This is a genomic window from Salinisphaera hydrothermalis C41B8, assembly GCF_000732535.1.
In the GTDB taxonomy this organism is placed as follows: Bacteria; Pseudomonadota; Gammaproteobacteria; order Nevskiales; family Salinisphaeraceae; genus Salinisphaera; species Salinisphaera hydrothermalis.
On sequence record NZ_APNK01000006.1, the window covers coordinates 125,599 to 141,473 of the forward strand.

Annotated in this window: 12 protein-coding genes and 1 pseudogene; 4 read left to right on the forward strand and 9 right to left on the reverse strand. The window is 59.4% G+C overall.

Going from position 1 to position 15,875, the window contains the following annotated elements; translation table 11 throughout:
* Positions 1-463: 463 nt before the first annotated feature.
* Positions 464-1,789, reverse strand: coding sequence for an MFS transporter (locus C41B8_RS06495; protein WP_037335684.1), 1,326 nt, complete (start codon positions 1,787-1,789; stop codon positions 464-466).
* A gap of 292 nt (positions 1,790-2,081) precedes the next feature.
* Here C41B8_RS06495 and C41B8_RS19480 point away from each other — a divergent pair, with 292 nt between their 5' ends.
* Positions 2,082-2,846, forward strand: coding sequence for an outer membrane beta-barrel protein (locus C41B8_RS19480; RefSeq protein ID WP_232226007.1), 765 nt, complete (start codon positions 2,082-2,084; stop codon positions 2,844-2,846).
* A gap of 220 nt (positions 2,847-3,066) precedes the next feature.
* On the opposite strand, the gene C41B8_RS06510 is transcribed toward C41B8_RS19480, so the two are convergent.
* From C41B8_RS06510 to C41B8_RS06530, 5 genes are all read right to left on the reverse strand, one after another.
* Positions 3,067-3,300: a DUF5062 family protein gene (locus tag C41B8_RS06510; RefSeq protein ID WP_037335813.1), complete on the reverse strand. Its 234-nt coding sequence runs from the start codon at positions 3,298-3,300 to the stop codon at positions 3,067-3,069.
* A gap of 141 nt (positions 3,301-3,441) precedes the next feature.
* A complete protein-coding gene (locus C41B8_RS19485) occupies positions 3,442-4,362 on the reverse strand; it encodes a nuclease-related domain-containing protein (protein ID WP_051883185.1) in 921 nt (306 codons plus the stop codon).
* 626 nt (positions 4,363-4,988) lie between these two features.
* Entirely contained in the window at positions 4,989-6,170 is a 1,182-nt protein-coding gene (locus tag C41B8_RS06520; RefSeq protein ID WP_051883186.1) for a C45 family autoproteolytic acyltransferase/hydolase, read from the reverse strand.
* 52 nt (positions 6,171-6,222) lie between these two features.
* Positions 6,223-6,612: a hypothetical protein gene (locus C41B8_RS06525; RefSeq protein ID WP_198025080.1), complete on the reverse strand. Its 390-nt coding sequence runs from the start codon at positions 6,610-6,612 to the stop codon at positions 6,223-6,225.
* Between the two features lie 367 nt (positions 6,613-6,979).
* Entirely contained in the window at positions 6,980-7,822 is an 843-nt protein-coding gene (locus tag C41B8_RS06530) for an REP-associated tyrosine transposase (protein ID WP_037335699.1), read from the reverse strand.
* A gap of 56 nt (positions 7,823-7,878) precedes the next feature.
* Between C41B8_RS06530 and C41B8_RS21120 the strand changes: the two are divergent.
* The 3 genes and pseudogenes from C41B8_RS21120 to C41B8_RS20420 all read left to right on the forward strand — a co-directional run.
* Positions 7,879-8,469, forward strand: a pseudogene (locus tag C41B8_RS21120) (IS30 family transposase); the annotation flags it as partial.
* Positions 8,470-8,615: 146 nt separating this feature from the next.
* Complete coding sequence (locus C41B8_RS20055) at positions 8,616-9,599, forward strand: DGQHR domain-containing protein (protein ID WP_198025082.1); 984 nt, start codon at positions 8,616-8,618, stop codon at positions 9,597-9,599.
* Between the two features lie 230 nt (positions 9,600-9,829).
* Positions 9,830-10,438 carry a KH domain-containing protein gene (locus tag C41B8_RS20420; protein WP_156962446.1) on the forward strand — a complete coding sequence of 203 codons (609 nt, stop codon included), beginning with the start codon at positions 9,830-9,832 and terminating at the stop codon, positions 10,436-10,438.
* Here C41B8_RS20420 and C41B8_RS20060 read toward each other — a convergent pair.
* The 3 genes from C41B8_RS20060 to C41B8_RS06545 all read right to left on the reverse strand — a co-directional run bounded on the left by C41B8_RS20060 (position 10,435) and on the right by C41B8_RS06545 (position 15,702).
* Entirely contained in the window at positions 10,435-11,268 is an 834-nt protein-coding gene (locus C41B8_RS20060; protein ID WP_198025083.1) for a DNA adenine methylase, read from the reverse strand. The genes C41B8_RS20420 and C41B8_RS20060 overlap by 4 nt on opposite strands.
* 80 nt (positions 11,269-11,348) lie before the next feature.
* Positions 11,349-12,557 (reverse strand): ribonucleotide-diphosphate reductase subunit beta, encoded by a 1,209-nt coding sequence (locus C41B8_RS06540; protein WP_037335703.1) that lies wholly within the window; start codon positions 12,555-12,557, stop codon positions 11,349-11,351.
* A gap of 139 nt (positions 12,558-12,696) precedes the next feature.
* Positions 12,697-15,702 (reverse strand): ribonucleoside-diphosphate reductase subunit alpha, encoded by a 3,006-nt coding sequence (locus C41B8_RS06545; RefSeq protein WP_051883193.1) that lies wholly within the window; start codon positions 15,700-15,702, stop codon positions 12,697-12,699.
* Positions 15,703-15,875 lie beyond the last annotated feature (173 nt).

The window sequence follows — 15,875 nt, forward strand, 5'->3', positions numbered from 1 at the left end:
CAACACCGCGTTCAAGCGCCGCGCGGAACTGGGCTCGCTGGCCCTGGAATTCTCCACCTTTGCCGTTGAAGGCCTCCCGGATCTGAGCATGATCGTCTACAACCCGGTCTCGCCGACCGATGCCGAACGAATTCGCGCGTGGGTGGAGACTCGCGCCCGCCATGCGTGGCCGGGCACCGGCGATAAACGGTCCGCAGCCCGAGCAGCCCAACCGCCCAGCTGTACCCAGGAGAATCCGCAACGGCCGATAAAACCGACCAGCCTTCACGCCCCGTGCCGGTTACCGCGATAAATCAACGCGATGCCCCGCGCCATGGGCGCGGAACGGCGGGATCATTGTCGCGGCTCGGCCAATCGATCTGATCAGTCCGACCGGTCTTTGGGCCGGCCACCCGGCACAAGAAGCGCCCACGTTTATGACCCGGGCCTGCGCCGCGTGCTGCCGTAGCCGCAGATCAAAGACTCAGGCACCGCGGTTATCCGGCTTTGTGTCATTTTCGGTACCAACCGTCTGACTTTCGGCTTCCGGGTCGACCGTCTGTAGCGGCTCGCCCTCGTCGTCCTGCAGCTGGTAATCATAGGCCGCCTGGAGGCCGGTTTCAGTTTCCGGCTCGGCTACGGCTTCTTCCGGCTCGTGGTCGATGTAGCGCGGGTAAAACGGCGACAACATCGCCACCAGAATACCCAGCGCCGAGAACACGGCAAACGTATGGGCATAACCGATGTTATTCACCAGCGCACCGACGACGGGCGAGCCCGCGGCCTGGCCGAGTGAGACGGCCATAAAGGGCAGCACCGGCCCCATGGACAGCCGCCCGGGCAACAGACGGATGCCCGTCATGAGATACAGCCCCGTCAGACTCATATAGGCCAGCCCGAAGACCAACGCAGAGAACACCGTGATATCCAGCTGGCCGGGGCTAGCCGCAAGCAATGCCAGGCTCGCCGCCAGCATCATCAACATCAGGGCCTGCGTGATCGGCGGATTGTTGCGATCGGCCAGATCGGCCACCACGGCGCCGCCAAGGCCGGCGATACCTACCGCGAGCCATAACCAGCCAGTGGCGTCGGAAGTCAGGCCACCCAGCGTGACCACCAGATCGGGCGCGAAGATCCAGTACGCGGAAGACACCACGCCCATCGCGAATGAAAACAACGACAGCCGTGCAAGACGGCGCCATTGCAATCCACTGATGGGGGCCGGCGGCGCCGCGTTCGAGGGCATCACGCGCGACACGGAGGGAATGAAAAACCACGTCGCGATCACCCCGATGCCCGCCAGAACGGCAAACGAGATATACGCCGCGCGCCAGGCGTTGGCCAGAAACAGAACACTCGGCACGGCAACGATCACGCCGATGCTGGTGCCCGCATTCATCACCGAGCTCACCCGCCCATGCACCGAGCGATCCACCAGCGCCTGCATGGCCGCGGTGAGCGCCGGCATCATCAGGCCGGTACAGATGCCGCAGGCGAACACACCAATGCCCAGCGGCAATGCAGCCGCGGCCTGGCTGATCAGCCCCAGCCCGCCCACACCGAAAAGCCCGGACAGCACCGCCGTATTGCGCGCCCCCAGCCGATCGGCGGCGACGGGCGCCACCAGGGTCGCCAAAACAAAACTCACAAGAGGCAGCGCACCGATAATGCCGATAAGCGAGGGCGTCAGCTGCAGATCCGCACGAATAGGCGGCACGAACAACCCGAAGGCAAAACGCGCCAGCCCATAACTGATCGCGATCAGCGAGGCCCCCAACAGCGCAAACCCTGTCCCCGAACGAGACTCCATATCGCCTCCGTCGCCTACGCCTTGAAGAATCCAGACCGGTGCCGGCTCCGCGGCGGAGTCCTACCCGGCGATTGCCTCAATCGATCCGTTTGCCTGCCGTGTCCGACGCTACCGGCCGAACTGCTATGAGATGGTGAGCCCCGCGGCGCTACCGGGCAAACGCGCCCGGGTCTGTTGCGGTTTCGTGCGAGTCCGCGCGCTCGGCCAAACACCGGTCTATAGGCCGTTTTGTCCGTAACCGATGGGAACGCGACGAAACCGCTAGCCGCCCCCTCAGCACGCCTCTTCCCCGATGCATCGCGCAGGGCTTGCGCACACTGTTCCCCATGAAAACCCGAGTTTACCGAAGGCTCGCCGGCTCCTAGCCTCGGCCGCGATCCATCCTCGAAACCTGAACTCGATGCAAAAACGATTCCTTGCCGCAGCCATACTCCTGCCGCTGTCGGCCACAGCCGCCGCCCAGAACGCCACCGGCGCCCCCAGCTATACCTACGTGCAAGGCACCTATACCGCCTACGGGCATGCGCATGGTGTGGGCAAGGACTACAACGGCTATGGCATCAAAGGCTCGTTCGCGATAAACCCGCACGTGTTCGTCAACGCCAGCTACGACTGGCTAGACGTCAACGACCGCAACCTCGATGCCAATCGCACCAGCGTCGGCGTCGGCCTCGACGACTTCTTCGATTACGGCGGCGCCCCGGGCACCGGCCTTGGCTACTACGGCCAGGTCTCCTACGAACGGCTCGGCCTGCAGGATGTACGCTGCCATGATGATGCCAGCGGTAACGGCTTCGGCGTCGACGCCGGCCTGCGCTGGATGGTGGAACCGCGCATCGAGATCAACCCGCACGTCGGCTATGTCGACTACGGCAACGTCGACGGCGATACCAACCTCGGCGACGCCAACGGCGTTCGCTATGGCGTGCGCGTGCGCGGCTATGTCACCCCCGCCATCGCCCTCTCCGTTGGCTATCGCGGCAGCAATGCAAGTACCGACCGGCGCAACATTGGCTTCGATAACGAAGTCCGTGTCGGGGCAAGCTGGAACTTCTAGCCGGATAGGCAGGCGAATTGCTGGCAGTGGCACGCTGGTACGTCGCCAGCGTGCACGTTGATCTGCAAACCGTGATCTGCCGCCTTATGAGCCTGAAGGCCGCGAGATTTCGCGGCCTGAGAGATTCCTGCCGACCGCCGTTTTTCTCGCGTCATCGGGCGTAAACTTTTCTGTAATAGCCCCGAATGGGCCCACACTGCATCGGCCGCCCGTGCCCGCCTTATTGCCGGGCTGCCCACATCGCCAACCGATGCTGGATCGCCTTCTGCGAGACCTGCTCCGCCGGCAAAGGCTGAATAATGCCGTCGTGCACGAGCAACCGATAGATGTATTCCAGCTTATCGGTCGCAGAATCGGTCGGCTCGAACTCAACGACACCACGGTTCTCGCCATACGCCACACCCAGCGCGAGCGCTTTCTTAACGAGTTCTTTTTCGTTCTTGAGTTTTTTCATAGGGCGCTCTTTGCGTTGGTACATCCAAGATACGCCATGAACGCTTAGAGGGCTGGGCTTGATCTAAACACTAAGAGAGCGGGAGACCAAATTTAGAAGCCGTAGTCTGTGCCGTATTGCCGCTTATTACCGAACGGCTAATTATCGGCCGGCTGACCGCGGCACGAGATCTTGCCGGCATCTCTGATCAAGTTGGTGAACGATCCGCTTCATCGCCCCGTGATCAAGCGGCTGCATTGTCGGGTTACGTACTAAGCTCTTCGCTTCGCGAGGAGTGAATACGCGCGTCGACTGCTTGGTTGATCCTTTAAGCCTTTCAATCCGCCAACCAGGGATGGCAATTGCAGGTGTGGCGACTGTCCGCTCGCCGGTCGCGGAAGTCAGCCAATCGCTTAGCCACTTCGCCTGGCGCCTGGCCTGTTCCAGACACCGGCGATCACGCCACCCGGCGAAGTCAAGAACCTCGCCATCGAAGATCGCGGTGTAATCATTGTCTACGTCGTCGGTCCTTTTCTGTTTGGAACGCGTCTTGGTTTCGACTGCGAAGACCCCGGTAGGGCCCACGACTACATGATCGATGTTAAATCGCTCGCACGGTAAGTCGTGAAAGACTTCGAAGCCATCCCGCATGAGCTTGTTGAGCTCCTCAGCGGTAGCGACCTCGCCTTCCCAACCAAGCCGAAGCGCTTGCAGCTCTACAAGCAACTGTCGCAACTTCAGTCCAGCCCAAGTCGACACACCGAGTGTCGCAACGATGGCCATATAGACTAAGAAATTTGAGGCAGGTTCGCCGCTGAAATACGGAACTCCGAAGACAGTCGCCAACGCGATAAAACCGGTCATTGGACCGAACGCCATGTAATACATCACGTTCATGGCCGACTCCCGACGCTTTTCAGAAAGCGCGTGACCCGGCGGGCGGAGCATGCCCCGCGTAATCGGGTGGCGACGACCAGTCTGCTTGTCGCGAAATCCGTTCCAGTGAATCTGGGCCAGGACTATAAAAAAAGGCGGCGACACGATCGCGAGCGTGCCGACGAGCACGCCGAGCTGGATAAGCACTTCAATCCCCCGATCTAATTCACCCTAATTAAATTAGACCGTGAGCATTAGCACAGCACAAGACTTGCTGGTTACGTATTACGGGTAGATCTGCTGGGAAACGGGCCAAGCACGAGGACGCGATTAAAACTGCGCTCTGCCTCGTCATCTCTTCCCATCGGTCTACCCGGTCTTTCGCTGGAAACTCACTTTCGGGACAACGCACATTGCTAGGGCTAAACAACGCCGCCTGTGCGGACCGGGTGCAGCAGGCCATCGCCCGAATCACCGACTCATCAAGTCCAGTCGGTCACGCCGTGGACGTCGCCGAGGCAGCATGGCGCGTCCCGACCGATCCAGCTGCGCCGCTACGTATCCCAGCTCACTCCAACGCGCTCGAATGCGCACGCGAAGCCGATTGGTCGGTTTAAGGAGCCGGCCGCGTTCTATCGGGGCGTCGACCACTGACGCGATGCGGCGTTCGGCATCGGCTTAACGCCGACCGCTGAGTCCGGCCGACGCGGAGGTACAACACGGCGCTGACAAGAGCGCCGCGAACGTGCGTCGCGGCGCTTCGGGGCTGGCTAGCGATGGCTCGGCTCGACACAACGGCCGGCTCTTGCCCCGCCGGGTCGTGTCGACCGGCACTACATACGCTGCGGCGCGTGCCTCGGCCGCTCGGCGGCCGGCGGATTCATCCAGCCGTCGGCGAACAGCCGGCCGAAGGCCGCCCAGTCGGTCGTACCATCGGCACTCGCCGCGAGCCATGTATCGAACTGGCTGTGCCAGGTTTCCGGCAGGAACGGCCGCAGGAGCGCAAGCGTGGCGGCGAGGTCCGTCGTCTCGGCGGCCGGCTCGCCGTAATGCACGAGGCGGCTTCCAGGCTTGAAGTCTTCCAGCGTTTGCCGCCAGCTGTCGTCCGGCCAGTGCAGCGTCATGGCCCCGGCGGCCGGATCGTACTCGGTGGTGAACAGCGTGCCGAACCCCTGGGCGTAGTTTCGTTGAAACAACGGTTCGGCCAGGAAGGCTTCAGACAGCTGCGCGGGCGGAACGCGCGACGCAAAGAGGGCTTCGAGGCTTTCCTGACGTGCCACCGTACGCGTGAAACCGGGGCGATCGGGCGCCGGCCCGTTGTGTTGATGGTTGGTCGCAATGGACTGTTTGCGCCGGGTCAATCCCCCGCCCGGGTGCAACTCGACCGCGCAAGTATGGCCGTGGCGGTCGGCAACCACGAGGTTGTATGCCATATGCGAGGGCACACGAGCGAGCACGGCCAGCGCTTCGTCCAGATCGCGACAGGTTTCCAGCACATAGCGCAGGATCGTGGTGATGCCAAACCCTTCGCCGACCGTACCGCTACCGCCATAGGCCAAGGCCACGGACAGTCCGGCGCCGTTGATGCCATCCGACAGCCCCCAGAGGAATTCGACCATGCCCATGACCGGCATACCGGTCCATTCGGTACGCAGCAGCAACCCTTCGTTGAGTTCAGGGGAAAGATCGTAGTTACGCAGCAGCCGCACCTCGCCTTTATCGGCCCGCGCTGCAAGCGAGCAGCCGCCGAGATAGGTCGGCGGACACCACGTCGACAGAAAACGGGCGGCGCGGTCGCCGCCGCCGGCGAGCGACGTCAGGCGTGCGTGCACCGGGGCAAGTTCCGGCATGTGTTCCGCCAGCGCGGCTTCGCACGCAGCGCGCGACGGGCCGTGGTCGCCGCCCGATGCGATCCACCAGGCTTCGTAGGCGGGCCAGGAGCGGTGCCAGCGTGCTTTCCAGGCGTTGCCGGGGCGGGCTTCCGCGACGGCGTCAAATTGCAGAGAAAAGGTCATGGTGTGTCGTCGCCTTGAGAATCGGGAATATTGGGGCAGTCGCGGTTGTCGTTCAGCGCAAGCGATCGGCGAGCGCGGCTTTGACCTCCGCACTCGCCTGCAGGCTGCCGAGCACCGCCAGCGAGTCGATCGCGGCTTGTGCCAGATCGGGGGAAACATCGGATGCAATACGGGCCAGGCCGACCACGCTGATATTCAATGCGCGGCCTTCTCGGCGCGCGGCTTCCAGTTCGTCGCGTGTGATGTCGCGCACGCCCATATCCAGGCTGTGTCGCTCGATCGACCGGGCGAGTGGCTCGCGTTCGGCCACAAGTTGGCTGCGGATCGCCGTACGAATGAAATCGCTACGGTTCGCGTAAAACCCTTCTTGCACCAGCAGATCAATTCGTCCGAGATCGACCGGACCGAGATTGATCGTGAGCTTCTCATTTCCTGCAGCCACCAGACATCCAATTGCCATCCATGGGGATGGTATATGGCTGGTTAGGATGAATTGCAAGGGTCGTGTCGGCAATTCATGACTCGTCGCCGCCCCAAGGCATCGGCACACGGACCGAACCCGACCGAATCAAGATCATCGCGCTTGCGGCGCCCGTGCCGAGCTCCGGCCGACATCCGCCCGGCATGGATCATGTGGGAACCGCTGAGGTTGGCGCGGCTACAAACAAGGGACGAGTCCAGGCGCTTAATCCGCCTGCCCATGACAACCGCATCAGCTCAGCCTATGCCACCAGCCTTATCCGCGCCGAGCACCGATTAGCGAGACACCGACTCCGGGCCGTTGGCTACCGCGTTATGCCCATCAATGCCTAAGACTCGAACCGCTTGATAATCCGGCTGATCCGCGAATAGTGCAGACCGAAATATGCCCCGAGCTCCTGCATGGTGTAGCCGCCCGAGGCATAAGCGGCGACGATCGCCGCATCACGCGAGCCGGCCTCTTTCTCATAGTCGCCGATCGGGCGGGCTCGGCCGGCACGCTGGGCCCTGGGCACCTCGTCGAGCCGCGGATTCGCGTGCTCAATGCGGGCGCGCATGTCGTCAACAAAGGCGTCATCCCCTAAAAACACTTGATTCGCCACCGCATCCCAAGGCACCGGCAAGCCCCGCCCCTCGCTTACAAAGCGGCGATACGCCAGCTGCGCCTCGCGCTGGTGCGTGTCGAATGCCGACAACACCCAGTCCGTCGTCAGCCATTCCGGGATAGCCTCGCGGCCGGCCGTCGCGCGGTAACTGCTCCACGGCCAATCGCCCGCGCTACGCACCATGCCAGCCCGAACCGGGTTCAAGACGATATAGCGTGCCACCTCGAGAAGATACGACTCCTTCTGCACCAGTATCGCCTTGTAGCGCCCTTGGAACAGATGCCCGACTCGGCGATGGCGACGATTGCTGTACTGGGTATACACCCCGTTGAGTTGCCGCATGCCCTGGGAGAGGTTGCCATCCGGCGTTTCAATCAACAGATGATAGTGATTGCTCATCAAGCAATACGCATGAACAAGCCAGTTGAAGCGCCGCGCCACGCTCGCCAAGACGTTCAAGAAGGCGACGCGATCCTCGTCGTCTTCGTAAATATCTTCACGGCGGTCACCACGCGAGGTGACGTGATACAGCGCGCCGGCGAATTCGAGTCGTAAGGGTCTGGCCATGGGTTCACAATACGCCGGCGATAGCAAAAGGCAAGACCTGACCCCAACTCCCGCCCTATCTTAGACGGCGCCACAAACATCGGCGGCGTCGACGTCGGCTGTCGCAACTGACAAGCCGGCTGACCGCCCGCCTGGATATCGAGCAGCGCCCGGCCATCGTCGATCGTCGAGCGCGCTATGGCGATTGGGAAGGCGACACGATCTGGGGTAAGAACAACACGGGCGCGATCGCGACCCACGTGGAGCGTAAAAGCGGCTATCTCGTGGCCTTCAAATTGAGAAGCCGGCATTCGGAGCCGTTAGCGGATGCGACGATTGCCGCTTTCCAAAAACTCCCGCGGCGATGGCGGCATACGCTCACCTACGACAACGGCTCCGAGTTCAGCGCGTTCGCGCGCATTGCTCGGAGCACGGGTCTAACCGTGTACTTTGCGAAACCACACTCGCCTTGGCAGCGCGGGTGCAACGAGAACCTGAACGGACTTTTACGTCAATTTTTTCGCAAGGGCAGCGCGTTGAGCCAAGTCGAGCAGTCGGATGTAGACAAAGTCGTGGCTTTGCTCAACCATCGGCCACGAAAGCGTCTCAATTATCTAACGCCTCATGAAGTCCTGAAACAGGGTCGCCCTGTTGCAGTTGGGAGTTGAATCCACCTTCCTCAACGCTCGCACCTGAGTTGTCAGACAGCGATTGCGTCGAACTATGCCGATAAGATATACGTACCCTGAAACACTTTAAACTTAGCTGGCGCTTCGAGCATCGAGAGCTAGCATCCAAAACGAAGGTTCCAAAAGTGGCAAGCAGAAACTTTCCAGGCTTATTACTACAATCTGATCCCACGAAAATAGTTTTCGCAAATGTTGACGGCAGCTTTCTACTAGAGCGAACTACGCCATCCTGGCGCATAGACGATCCAGAATTGGGCTTCCAACGAACTGTCAATGAAAGCCGGGCAAAAAAAATTGCGGCAAACGTCATCGACCAGGGACGCATTTTCCCTAACACCATCGTATTAGCCACAGACACCCAAGAGCTCGAAATACATGACTCTAAAGTAGAGTTCAGCCCCGACATTAAGTTCCTGATCGTCGACGGGCAGCACCGCCTTTGGGCGCAACATTTTGCTAAGCGCGGAATAAAATACGGGTGCACGATACACTTGGGTCTATCCGAGCCCGAGATGGCCACCCTTTTCGTAGAAATTAATGATACTCAGAAGCGAGTTCCTGCTTCTCTAAGATGGGACCTAGTCAGGTTGACGCGTAGCGACAGCGATCCCGAAATGGCTCGCGCTGCAGATCTAACATATGACTTAAGCACCGATCTTTCGAGCCCGCTGTTTCAGCGTATAGACCTAACCGGGGAAGATAAAAGTAAATCTTTAACGCAGGCGTCGATTGCACCCGAAATAAAGTCTCTAATTAAAAAGAGAAATTCCCCGCTTCGCATGGGCGAAGTCGGATATGAAACACAACGGGAGCAATTAATAGCGTATTTCGACGCAATAAAATCGCTCGATAAAGCAGGCTGGATTAGCGGCGAATCCAACCTTTACCAAAACCGCGTGATCCGCGCGCTGTTACAACTATACCCTCAAGTTATAGAAGCTATAGATATTCCTGTCGGAGAGATAACACTGCAACAACTAGAAAAAGCCTTATCGCCGATTGACGTTACCGAACTGGATCAAGAGAAAATTAGAGGCCAACAGGGGACTGCTGGAATATCTCAGATTAGAACAGTTATTAGCGAAATGTTGTGGGGGGCCCGCGCCTAGTTATGGACGTATTAGACCTTACAGAGTCCTTCGCAGTGTACGCCGAGCAAGCCACGTCCCATGACCCCGCTTCACGCTCAGTGGATCAATTTCTTACTGCGAACTCAAGTCTGTCAGTAGCAAGATCAGGGACCGATAAATTCCGCTCGTTGGCCACCGCAATGAGCAATGATGCTACTCGTCATCTCGCTTTAGCTTGTAGCACATTTGCTCACGGACTCGAAGGATCCATGAAGGGCACGACGCAATGGTCGGGCGTCAGCTTTTATTACGCGTCTTTCCACGCAGCGAAGGTTGTTAGCCTAACAAGCGGGGCTTGGTTTATTAAAAAGAAGCTGTGGATCGATATAGACCGCACCAGCACTAACAAAATTGGCTTCCAAATACATCGCACTGCCCACCCCGGCATACTAGTAGGCAGGGGGCCGCATAAAGATTTCTGGTCGTTCTACCAAGTTCTTTCAAATAAAATCGCATCGGAAGTAACTTCCCAATACGAGTGGGCTGTGGTTCTTGATACGAACGAAATCGATTTGGTGCACGATTTACGTAAAGAGCTCAATTATGACCCCCAAATCGGGCTAGAGACCGCCCTTGCTCATTCTGAGACGTACACCAACGGAGAGTTTAGCAATTGGCTCCACGGAAGACCTGCGACGCTATATCAGTACGCAAGGGCATATGTCGGCTACGCTGTACATCGAGCAAAATCAATTGGGTTAAACGCGCCGGTTTTTGATGGGATATTCACTGACTGTCAGAGTTTTGCAGAAAGTCAATTCAACTGGACACGTAATCAAGCCGTAAACGACGACATAATAGAACAACTTAGACATTAATAATTCTTAATCAGCAACTCGCTTGTTTGCCTACGAAAACTTGATTTTCCAGAAATAATACTATTCCGCGATATAGGCATTAGATCAAAATCCAATTCATAAAGCTCTTTAATAGACTGATGATCTGCATTGGTTGCTAAGATTTTTACACCACGCTGACTCGCCTTCTTCAACGAACCGAAAAGCCTTTCTTGATCAGACCAAGAAAATATTTTCTCGTTGTATTTAACGAAACCGTTGTTGTTATGATTGACCGTGTACGGCGGATCCACAAACAGAAAATCCCCGTCTTCTGCTTTTGCTATGACCGGCTCAAAATCAGAATGAATTAGCTCTACTCGAGACAGCAACCGAGACGCCGCGTAAAAATCATCGGTAGGTAACAAGACCTTCGATTTGGTGCCAATTGGCACGTTGAATTTTCCTTTTTTATTTACCCTATATAGACCATTCCAGCAAGTCCTATTTAGGTAAAGAAAGCGAGCCGCCTGCTCGTATTTGCAAGACGGACTCTCATCTCGCACAGAATAATAGTATTGCTCATCATGCCTTTTTTGATGCCGCTCCAGTATTTCAATAATTTTTTTAGGATTATTTTTTATCTTTGAATAGCAGTTAATGAGTTCAGAGTTTGCGTCCGACAAAATAGCACTTTCGGGGCGAAGACTGAAAAAAACGGCGGCTCCGCCAGCGAATGGCTCAATATATCGGATTATATCTCTCGGAAACAGATCGCCGAAACGAGAAACAAACCACCTCTTACCCCCAGCCCATTTGACTACAGGGTAAACCCGGTCTATCGGTTTTTTATGAGCTAATTCGGGTAGCACGACAATTCGTTCACATATAATTTAGCGGGCGCATAGCCCGCTAAATTATCAGATTCTTAGTTCTTTTTACTACCGACTGCTTAATCCCAGCTAAGCGCCCCACCCGTCTGATACTCAATCACCCGAGTCTCAAAGAAGTTCTTCTCTTTATTGAGATCCATCATCTCACTCATCCACGGGAACGGATTCTCCGCGCCGGGATACAGCTCAGCCAGACCGATCTGCGAGCAACGCCGATTAGCGATGAACTTCATATATTCATCGAACATCGAAGCGTTCAGCCCCAGCACCCCACGCGGCATGGTGTCGTGGGCGGATTCGATCTCGAGGTGCATGGCCTCGTCGATCATGGCGCGGGCTTCTTCCTGGAAGGCCTCGGACCAGAGGTGCGGGTTTTCGATCTTGATCTGGTTGATGACGTCGATGCCGAAGTTCAGGTGCATGGACTCATCACGCATGATGTATTGCACCTGCTCGGCGGTGCCGGTCATCTTGTTGCGGCGGCCGAAGGACAGGAACTGCACGAAGCCGGCATAGAACCAGATGCCTTCGAACACGCAGTAGAAGGCGATGAGGTCGCGCAGGAACTTCTGGTCGTTTTCGGGGGTGCCGGTCTTGAAGTTCGGGTCGGACAGGGATTGCGTGTACTGCAGGGCCCAGGCGGCCTTGTTGTGCACGCTCGGCAGCTCGCGGTACATGTTGAAGATCTCGCCCTCGTCGAGGTTGAGGCTTTCCACGATGTACTGGAAGCAGTGGCCGTGCACGGCTTCCTCGAACGCCTGGCGCAGCAGGTACTGGCGGCATTCGGGGTTGGTGAGGTGCTTGAAGATGCCCAGCACCAGGTTGTTGGCCACCAGCGATTCGGAGGACGAGAAGAAGCCGAAGCCACGCTTGAGGATCAGGCGCTCGTCGTCGGTCAGGCCGTTCGGGTCGTTCCAGGTGGCGATATCCGCCGCCATGTTCACTTCCTGCGGCATCCAGTGGTTGGCGCAGGCGTTGAGGTATTTGTCCCAGGCCCAGGTGTACTTGAAGGGCACGAGCTGGTTGACGTCGGCGCGGCAGTTGATGATGGCCTTGTCGTCGACCTGTACGCGACCACCGCCGAGTTCGACCTGCTCCAGCCCGGTGACGGCGTCGCCGGCATCGGCGTGCTGCGGCGCTTCCGGCTCGCGATCGAGCGCGAACGGGTCCGGCGTGGCGCCGGCCGGGTTCGGGTTGGATACGGTGCCGTGCTTGTGGGCGTCGCGGTTCGGGATGCCCTGGCGCGGGGTGTCTTCGAAGTCAAGCATGGTGTTGTCCTGGTGCAGTCTTCGTTAGAAGCAGTGTTTGAACGGTCCGCAAATGCACGCGAATGAGTGCGAATAAAGTCGGCTTAGTCTTGTCTTCATTCGCGTCGATTCGCGTTCATTTGCGGACTGGGATCTTTTCCTACTGACAGGCCTCGCAGTCCGGATCGTCGATGGCACAGGCCATGGGCGCGGTGGGGGCCGCGGCCGGCGCCGGCTTGGCGCTGGCCGTCGGGCGGCCACCGCCGTTGCTGGCGGCCCCGCCCCCGTTGGTGGCCGAGCCGCCGTTCGCGGCGCCGGTACCACCACCCGAGCCCTTGCCTGCGTTAGCCACCGCGTTCAGTCGGTGATCGCTGATGGTGGACTTCTCGGTGTGCGTGGCACCCATGGTGCGCAGGTAGTAGGTGGTCTTCAGGCCCTTCTTCCACGCCAGCTTGTACAGCTCGTCGAGCTTGCGGCCCGACGGCTCGGCCATGTAGAGGTTCAGGCTCTGGGCCTGATCCAGCCACTTCTGGCGGCGCGAACCGGACTCGACCAGCCAGCGCGGGTCGATCTCGAAGGCGCATTTGTAGAGCACCTTGAGCTCGTCCGGGATGCGGTCGATCGCCTGCACGGAACCGTCGTAGTACTTCAGGTCGTTGGCCATGACCGCGTCCCACAGGCCGAGGTTCTTGAGGTCTTCGACCAGGTACGGGTTGGCCACGGTGAACTCGCCCGACAGGTTCGATTTGACGTACAGGTTCTGGTACGTCGGCTCGATCGACTGGCTCACACCGGTGATGTTGGCGATGGTCGCCGTGGGCGCGATGGCCATGCAATTGGAGTTGCGCATGCCGACCTGCTGCACGCGGGCCCGCAGGGTTTCCCAATCCAGCGTCTGGGTTTCGTCCTGGTCCAGATACTCTTCGCCGCGGTTCTCGCGCAGCAGCTTGATGGAATCGATCGGCAGAATGCCCTGATCCCACAGGCTGCCCTTGAACGTGCTGTAGGCGCCGCGTTCTTCGGCCAGGTTGGTGGAGGCCTGGATGGCGTAGTAGCTGATCTGCTCCATGGAGCGATCGGCGAACTCGACGGCCTCTTCCGACTCGTACGGCAGCTTCAGCTTGTACAGCGCGTCCTGGAAGCCCATCAGGCCCATGCCGACCGGGCGATGCCGCAGGTTGGAATCGCGCGCGGTCTTGACGCTGTAGTAGTTGTACTCGATGACGTTGTCGAGCATGCGCATCGCGGTGTTGATGGTGCGCTGGAGCTTCTCGGTGTTCAGCTGGCCGTTCTCGATGTGCTGCGGCAGGTTCACCGAACCCAGGTTGCAGACCGCGATTTCCTTGCCCGGCGACGTGTTAAGCGTGATCTCCGTGCACAGGTTGGAGCTGTGCACCACGCCCTTGTGCTGCTGCGGGCTACGCAGGTTGCACGGGTCCTTGAAGGTGAACCACGGGTGGCCCGTTTCGAACAGCATCGACAGCATCTTGCGCCACAGGGTGACGGCCGGAAGCGTCTTGGTGTTGGTGATCTCGCCGCGCTCGGCCTTGGCTTCGTACGCCACATAGGCCTGCTCGAACGCCTTGCCGGTCAGATCGTGCAGGTCCGGCACGTCGTTGGGCGAGAACAGGGTCCACGGCTCGTCGTTCAGGACACGCTTGACGAACAGATCGGGGATCCAGTTCGCGGTGTTCATGTCGTGGGTGCGACGGCGATCGTCGCCGGTGTTCTTGCGCAGGTCGAGGAATTCCTCGATGTCCTTGTGCCAGGTTTCCAGATAGGCACAGACCGCGCCCTTGCGCTTGCCGCCCTGGTTCACGGCCACGGCCGTGTCGTTGACCACCTTCAGGAACGGCACCACACCCTGGCTCTTGCCGTTGGTGCCCTTGATGTGGGCGCCCATGGCACGGACGTTGGTCCAGTCGTTGCCCAGGCCGCCGGCGAATTTCGACAACAGCGCGTTGTCCTGGACGGCTTCGTAGATGCCGTGCAGATCGTCGTCCACCGACGTCAGATAGCAGGAAGACAGCTGCGGGCGCAGGGTGCCGGAGTTGAACAGCGTCGGCGTGGACGACATGAAGTCGAAGCTCGACAGCAGCTTGTAGAACTCGATGGCTTTTTCTTCGCGCTCGATCTCGTTGATCGCCAGGCCCATCGCCACGCGCATGAAGAACGCCTGCGGCAGTTCGAAGCGCTTGTTGTTGTGATGGATGAAGTAGCGGTCGTAGAGCGTCTGCAGGCCGAGATAGGTAAAGCCCAGATCGCGATCGGCGATCAGCGCGTTGCCGAGCGCGTCCAGATCGTATTCGCCCAGGCGCGGATCGAGCAGCTCGTGGTGCACGCCGCGGGCGATGAAGTCCTTGAAGTAGGCGGTGTAGCCCTCGCGCATCTCGGCGTGCGTGGCATACACCACCTCGCCGTCGGCCAGGAAGGTGAGCGCTTCGTGGCGCAGCTTGTCCATCAGCAGGCGCGCGGCCACGGAGCCGTAGTTGGGCTCGGCTTCCAGGCGCTGACGCGCGGACAGAATCAGCGCGGTGGACAGCTCGTCTTCGGTGATGCCGTCGTAGGCATTCTTGAGCGTATCGGCCAGCACGGTGTCGGCGGTGACCCCTGCGATGCCTTCGCAGGCCTCGCCGATCACGCGCGTCAGGCGGTCGCGATCGAGTTCGGCGGTGCTGCCGTTGTTGAAGGTGACCTGGATATCGCCGGCGACGTTGCGGCTCTCGCCTTCGCCGGTCTCGGCCTTCTTGGCCGCACGCTCGCGGGCGCGCTCTTCGCGATAGAGCACGTAGGAGCGGGCCACCTTGTGCTCGCCAAAGCGCATCAGCGCCAGTTCGACGTAGTCCTGGATGTCTTCGATGTGCACCGCGCCGCCGCCGGGCAGGCTGCGGGTCACACCGTTGACCACCTGCTCGGTGATGTCCTTGACCGTCTGGCGGATGCGCGAAGACGCCGCGCCCTGCTGGCCTTCCACGTCGATGAACGCCTTGGTGACGGCGAGCTCGATCTTGGAGGCGTCGAACGGCGTGACCTTGCCGTTGCGACGAATGACCTTGTAAGCGCCCGGTTTGGTGGCCTCGATGGCAGCGCCGTAGCTCTGCTCGCCCGAGGTATCGCCGTGCTGCTGGCGCGTGTCGCCGCGCTCGGAAATCCCTGCCTGTTCCATCTCGTCTCCGCGCTGGTTGGCTGCGTTGCGCTGCAACGCGCCGTGGAAAATGTGCCCCCAACGGACGCGGTGGATAGCCCGGAACCGCGTCGTTGGACAAATAAGATACCCCACTAGATACTGTGGTCAAGAACCCATTTTAGGGCCCCAAATCACTACATATTGTGTGGCAC